Consider the following 5,398-nt stretch of genomic DNA (forward strand, 5'->3'; position numbering starts at 1 on the left):
CTGCTGCACGTGACCCACGTGCTGCGCGAGACCGCGGCGGCGGGGCTGGAGATGGTCGACACCGAGAACTTGCGGCCGCACTACGCGCGCACGCTGTGGGCCTGGTCCGACACGCTCGAATCGCGGCTCGACGAGGCGCGCGAGGTGCTCCGGCGCAGCGGCGGCCGCCAGGGCGAGAATGCCGAGCGCATCCTGCGCGCCTATCGGCTCTACCTGGCCGGCTCGGCGATGAGTTTCGAGCAGGGCTGGATTTCGCTGCACCAGATGCTGTCGACCCGGCCGGATGGCCAGGTCGATGCACGGGCGCTGCGCGGCGCGCAATCGGAGTACCCTTTCGTTCGCGACTACATTTACAAGTAGAGAGGCCCCATGCTGTATCGATTCAAATCGCGAGCCACCCCCCCGTTTGTGATGCTCGAGATCCACGCGCGCCAATTGCTCGACATCATCGGCAAGCCGCCTGCGCGCCAGGGCGTCATCACGGGCGAACAGATGCCGGCGGCCATTTCGGCTCTCGAGGCAGCCATGGCGCGCGAGGCCCGCAACGTCCACAACGCCGACGACTACGCGGTCGAGGGACACGACAACGAAGCGGAGAAGCAGCACGTCGGCCTGCATCAGCGCGCCGCGCCCTTGCTGCACATGCTCAAGGACTCGCTGGCCGACGGCAAGGACGTCGTCTGGAGCACGTAACTTAGCTCGCCCCGAGGTTGCCCCGCACTTCGTGTCGGGCGCCCGCCCCCTACCGGGAGCGACACCAGCGGCCCGGCGAAGCCGGTTCCGCGGTGCCTCACCAACGGGCCTGGCTGCGCCGGCCAAGTCAATCCGCGTTGTGGTTGTTCTTCGGCTGCGCGCAGCGCGCCCCTTCGGGGGCAGTCGCGGAACCGGCTTCGCCGGGCCGCTGACTGCGCCCCCTTGAAAGGGGGTGGCGCCCGGACACGAAGTGCCGGGCAACCTGGGGGTTAGTCTACTTTGGCGCCGGAGGCCTTGACGACCTTGGCCCACTTGGTGTGCTCGGAGTCGATCAGCTTGGCGAACTCGGCGGGTGAATTGCCGCTGGGGATGGCGCCCTGGGCCACCAGCTTTTCCTTCACGGCCGGCGTGGCCAGGGCCTTGGCCACTTCCTGCTGGATGCGGTTGACGATCTCCGGCGAGGTGCCGGCCGGGGCCAGCAGGCCGAACCACGAACTGGCCTCGTAGCCCTTGAGCGCGGGACCACCGGCCTCCTCGACGGTCGGCACCTCAGGCAGGGCGGGCGAGCGCTGCGAGCTGGTCACGGCCAGCGCCTTGAGCTTGCCGCCCTTGATCTGTTGCATCGACGAGGGCAGGTTGTCGAACATGACGTCGGCGTTGCCGCCCACCATGTCCATCAGCGCCGGGCCCGATCCGCGATAGGGGATGTGGGTCATGTAGCTGCCGGTCATGGTCTTGAAGAGTTCGCCCGCCAGGTGGATCGAGGTGCCGCTGCCGCTCGAGGCCATGTTGAGCTTGCCGGGGTTCGCCTTGGCGTACTTCACGAAGTCGGCGACGCTGTTGATGCCGAGCGCCTTGGCCTTGTCGACGTTCATCTCCATTACGTTGGGCACCGCCGCCACCAGCGTGATCGGCGCGAAGTCCTTGATCGGGTCGTAGGGCAGCTTGGGGTACAGCGCCCGGTTGATACCGTGCGTGCCGACCGTGCCCATCAGCAGCGTGTAGCCGTCGTTCGGCGCCCTGGCCACGATCTCGGCGCCGACATTGCCGCCGGCACCGGCCCGGTTGTCGACGATGAACTGCTGGCCGAAGGCCTTCGACAGTTCGGGCGCGATGGCGCGCGCAAGGATGTCCGTGGTGCCGCCCGGCGCGAAGGGCACCACGATGCGCACCGGTTTGGTCGGCCAGGTGGCCTGGGCGGTGGCGGGGCCGGCCAGCAGGGTGAGGGCGGTGGCCGTGGCCAGCACCAGGACGGCGCGGCGCGGAAGTGAGGTGGAGAGGGTCATGAGCTGTTTGTACCGGTTAAGCAGTCTCGGTGTCGCAGGTGGAAACCCCGTGGCTGCCTTCGGGCGCTCAGCTTCCCAGCATGCGCCGTGCGAAGTCCTGCTCGCGCAGGCGCTCGACCATGAAGTCGACGAAGACCCGGGTCTTGGCCGGCAGCAGCTTCTTGCTGGGGTAGTAGAGCGAGATCGGCCCGTTGTCGGCATACCAGCCCGGCAGCAGGCGCACCAGCGCGCCGCTGTGCAGCGCGGGCAGCGCGAAGGCCATCGGCAGCAGCGCCACGCCGAGTCCCATCACCGCGGCGTCGCGCATGACCTCGGGGTCGCTGAAGACCAGTCGCGGGCGGATCTCGACCGCGCCTTCGTCGCCGGCCTTGTTTCGAAGTGTCCATGACCGCACGCGACCGGTCGGTGACGAGCGCCGCACGATGCCTTCATGCCCGGCCAGGTCGCTGGGATGGCGCGGAAACGGCTTGCCGGCGAGGTAGGCCGGCGACGCCGTGGCCACGATGTGGATGCGCGCCAGCTCGCGCGCCACCAGGCCCTGCGTCAATTCGATGCCGCCGCCGATCCCGGCGTCGAAGCCCTGGCCGATCAGGTCGACCTGCCGGTTGTCGAAATGCCAGTCGGGCAGCACGGCCGGATAGCGCGCCAGGAAGTCGGCCAGCAGCGGCAGGACATAGGCGCGCCCGAATGCCTGGCCCATGCTGACCTTGAGAATGCCGGCGGGCGCGCCATCGTTCTGCGCGATGCCGGCGACCGCATCGGCCAGCGTGCCGAGGGCGCCGCCGATCTGGCGGAACAGGCGCTCGCCGCTCTCGGTCAAAGTCAGCTTGCGGGTGCTGCGCTGGAACAGTCGCACTCCGAGCCTGGCCTCCAGCCGGGCCACGTTCTTACTCACCGCCGCGGGCGTCAGGCCCAGTTGGCGGGCCGCGGCGGAGAAGCTCCCGGCTTCCGCGCTGCGGACAAAAGATTCCAGGTGGCTGAGCGGCTGCATCCATGCATTTTCAACCATGGGTTGAATTTGTTATGGCACTTTGATGGCTACTCGGATTGCAATGAAATCCCGACACTGGAGCCATCCCAACTGCTTCAGGAGCCAACAATGTCCCCCACCATCCCCTCCACCCCCTCGGTCCAGGCCGGCAAGGTCGCGCTCGTCACCGGCGGCGCGCGCGGCATCGGTGCCGCGATCGTGYGGCGCCTCGCCAGCGATGGCGCCGCGGTGGCCTTCACCTATGCCAGCAACGAGGCCGCGGCACGGGCCCTGGCGAGCGAGATCGAGGCGGCCGGGGGCCATGCGCTGGCGATCGAGGCCGACAGCGCCGACGCCGGTGCCCTCGGCGCCGCGGTTGCGCTGGCGGCCAGGACCTTCGGCGGGCTCGACATCCTGGTCAACAACGCCGGCGTCTTTCTCGGCGGCAGCATCGACCAGATGTCGCTGGAGGACTTTGACCGCACCCTGAATGTCAACGTGCGGGCGGTGTTTGTCGCCACCCAGGCAGCCGTGCGGCACATGGGCGATGGCGGCCGCGTCATCACCATCGGCAGCACCAACGCCGAGCGCATGCCGTGGCCGGGTTTCGCCGCTTACGCGATGAGCAAATCGGCGCTGAGCGGCCTCACCCGCGGGCTGGCGCGCGACCTCGGGCCGCGTGGCATCACGGTCAACAACGTGCAGCCCGGCCCGGTCGACACCGAGATGAATCCGGCAGGCGGCCCGAATGCCGAGGCGATGCACGCGCTCATGGCGCTGCCGAGGCACGGCCGCGGCGAAGAGATCGCCGGCATGGTCGCCTACCTCGCGAGCCCTGAAGCCGCGTTCGTGACCGGCGCCAGCCTCAGCATCGACGGCGGCTTCTCAGCCTGAAGCTGGCGTTGACTGGCGGCGGATCGAGGCGATCAGCTTGTCCAGCGTGGCATTGAGCTGCTGCAACTCCTCGGCCGCGACGCCGGCGAACAGTTCGGCCTCGCGCTGGCGCGCCTGCACCCCAACCGCCGCGTAGACGACCTTGCCGGCGCTGCTCAGGTAGAGCCGGCTGCGGCGCTGGTCGGTCGGATCTTCGTGGCGATGCAGGCGCCTGGCGCGCTGCAGGCCCGCCAGGGCCCGGCTCACCGCCATCTTGTCGAGTCCGGTCAGGTCGGCGAGCTGCGTCGCGGTCAGGCCGGGGCGGCTGCCGAGCAGCGCCATCGTGCGCCACTCGTTGAGCGTGAGCTGGTGCGCGCGGCCGACGCGCTGCTGGAAGGGCCGCGCCGTCAGGTTCACGACCCGCACCAGCTTCAGGAAGACCATGTCCTCCACCGCTTCGGCGCCCGGCGAGTTCATCCCCGCAGCGTTCGGGCGGAGTTCACGATCTGTGCCGCGCCGACGCGCGATTGCGCTTCCAGCACCGGCGCGTAGCCGACCGGGATGCGCGGCGCACCCAGCCGGGCGACGCGGCAGCCGATCGCCTCGGCCGCGGTGGCCGCGATCTCGGCGCCGAAGCCGGCGGCCTGCACCGCCTCGTGGACCACCAGCAGGCGCCCGGTACGGCCACAGGATTCGAGTACGGCCTCGCGGTCCCAGGGCCAGAGCGTGCGCAGGTCGAGCAGGTCGACCTCGATGCCTTCGGCCGCCAGCGTCTCGCAGGCTTCTKGSCAGACCTGCATCTGCCGGCCCCAGCTGACCAGCGTCAGCGCATTGCCGCGGCGCCGGCGGGCCGCCTTGCCGAGTGGCAGGTCCAGGCTTTCGTCGATCGGCCCGCGCGCGCCCCAGAGTGTCTTGTGCTCGATGTAGACCACCGGATCGCCGCATCGCAGCGCGGCGCGCAGCAGTGAATAGTTGTCCTGCGGGGTCGACGGGCAGACGACCACCACGCCCGGCAGGTGCGCGAACCAAGCTTCGAGCGACTGCGAGTGCTGCGCCGCCGAGGCGTCCCAGATGCCGCCTGGCATTCGCGCCACCAGCGGCACGCGGCCCTGGCCGCCGAACATGAAGCGGTTCTTGGCCGCCTGGTTGACCAGTTCGTCCATGCCGCAGAGCGCGAAGTCGACGACCCGCATCTCGACCACCGGCCGCAGTCCCGCCAGCGCCATGCCGACGCCGGCGCCCATGATCGCGGCCTCGGAGATCGGCGTGTCGATCACGCGCTCGGCGCCGAAGCGCTGCTGCAGGCCCTTGTACTGGCCGAAGATGCCGCCGCGGCCGACGTCCTCGCCGAGCACCACCACGCGCGGATCGGCTTCCATCTCGCGTTGCACCGCCAGCGCGGCGGCCTCGGCGTAGCTCGATTGCAGAACGGCGGTGGGCACCGCATCGTGTRTCATGTCCATTGGCCGGCTCCGGTGGTCTGCACGTCGGTGAAGGCAGCGCTGGCGTCGGGCCAGGGCGCGGCGTCGGCGGCGGCCAGTGCGGCCTCGACCTCGGCGTGGGCCTGGTTCTCGAT

At 69.8% G+C, this 5,398-nt stretch carries 7 protein-coding genes; 3 read left to right on the top strand and 4 right to left on the bottom strand.

Features of this window, described 5'->3' with window-relative positions; translation table 11 throughout:
• Together AC1DY5_RS40540 and AC1DY5_RS40545 are read left to right on the top strand one after the other, a co-directional pair.
• Positions 1 to 360, top strand: a 360-nt coding sequence (locus AC1DY5_RS40540; RefSeq protein WP_478120092.1) for a class I SAM-dependent methyltransferase, incomplete at its 5' end; no start/stop codon positions are given.
• 9 nt (positions 361 to 369) lie between these two features.
• Positions 370 to 693, top strand: a complete 324-nt coding sequence (locus AC1DY5_RS40545; RefSeq protein ID WP_478120093.1) for a DUF1840 domain-containing protein — start codon at positions 370 to 372, stop codon at positions 691 to 693.
• A gap of 269 nt (positions 694 to 962) precedes the next feature.
• Here the strand turns inward: AC1DY5_RS40545 and AC1DY5_RS40550 are convergent, their stop codons facing one another.
• The gene (locus AC1DY5_RS40550; protein ID WP_478120094.1) at positions 963 to 1,979 is read right to left on the bottom strand and encodes a Bug family tripartite tricarboxylate transporter substrate binding protein; all 1,017 of its coding nucleotides are present in this window, start codon (positions 1,977 to 1,979) and stop codon (positions 963 to 965) included.
• A gap of 67 nt (positions 1,980 to 2,046) precedes the next feature.
• Complete coding sequence (locus AC1DY5_RS40555; RefSeq protein ID WP_478120097.1) at positions 2,047 to 2,970, bottom strand: LysR family transcriptional regulator; 924 nt, start codon at positions 2,968 to 2,970, stop codon at positions 2,047 to 2,049.
• A 108-nt stretch (positions 2,971 to 3,078) separates the two neighbouring features.
• Here AC1DY5_RS40555 and AC1DY5_RS40560 point away from each other — a divergent pair, with 108 nt between their 5' ends.
• On the top strand, positions 3,079 to 3,843 hold the full coding sequence (locus AC1DY5_RS40560; RefSeq protein WP_478120095.1) for an SDR family oxidoreductase: 765 nt from the start codon (positions 3,079 to 3,081) through the stop codon (positions 3,841 to 3,843).
• Here AC1DY5_RS40560 and AC1DY5_RS40565 read toward each other — a convergent pair.
• Both AC1DY5_RS40565 and AC1DY5_RS40570 read right to left on the bottom strand, forming a co-directional pair.
• Entirely contained in the window at positions 3,835 to 4,299 is a 465-nt protein-coding gene (locus AC1DY5_RS40565) for a MarR family winged helix-turn-helix transcriptional regulator (RefSeq protein ID WP_478120096.1), read from the bottom strand. The two genes, AC1DY5_RS40560 and AC1DY5_RS40565, sit on opposite strands and share 9 nt — an antisense overlap.
• Complete coding sequence (locus tag AC1DY5_RS40570; RefSeq protein WP_478120098.1) at positions 4,296 to 5,279, bottom strand: alpha-ketoacid dehydrogenase subunit beta; 984 nt, start codon at positions 5,277 to 5,279, stop codon at positions 4,296 to 4,298. Before AC1DY5_RS40570 ends, AC1DY5_RS40565 begins: the two co-directional genes overlap by 4 nt.
• Between the last annotated feature and the right edge of the window lie 119 nt (positions 5,280 to 5,398).

It is taken from the genome of Variovorax sp. P4_D9 (genome assembly GCF_056401695.1).

Bases quoted from the DNA above. Each gene is read 5' to 3' on its own strand.
- AC1DY5_RS40545 (WP_478120093.1), top strand. From the start codon at position 370: ATGCTGTATCGATTCAAATCGCGAGCCACCCCCCCGTTTGTGATGCTC.
- AC1DY5_RS40565 (WP_478120096.1), bottom strand. From the start codon at position 4,299: ATGAACTCGCCGGGCGCCGAAGCGGTGGAGGACATGGTCTTCCTGAAG.
- AC1DY5_RS40550 (WP_478120094.1), bottom strand. From the start codon at position 1,979: ATGACCCTCTCCACCTCACTTCCGCGCCGCGCCGTCCTGGTGCTGGCC.
- AC1DY5_RS40555 (WP_478120097.1), bottom strand. From the start codon at position 2,970: ATGCAGCCGCTCAGCCACCTGGAATCTTTTGTCCGCAGCGCGGAAGCC.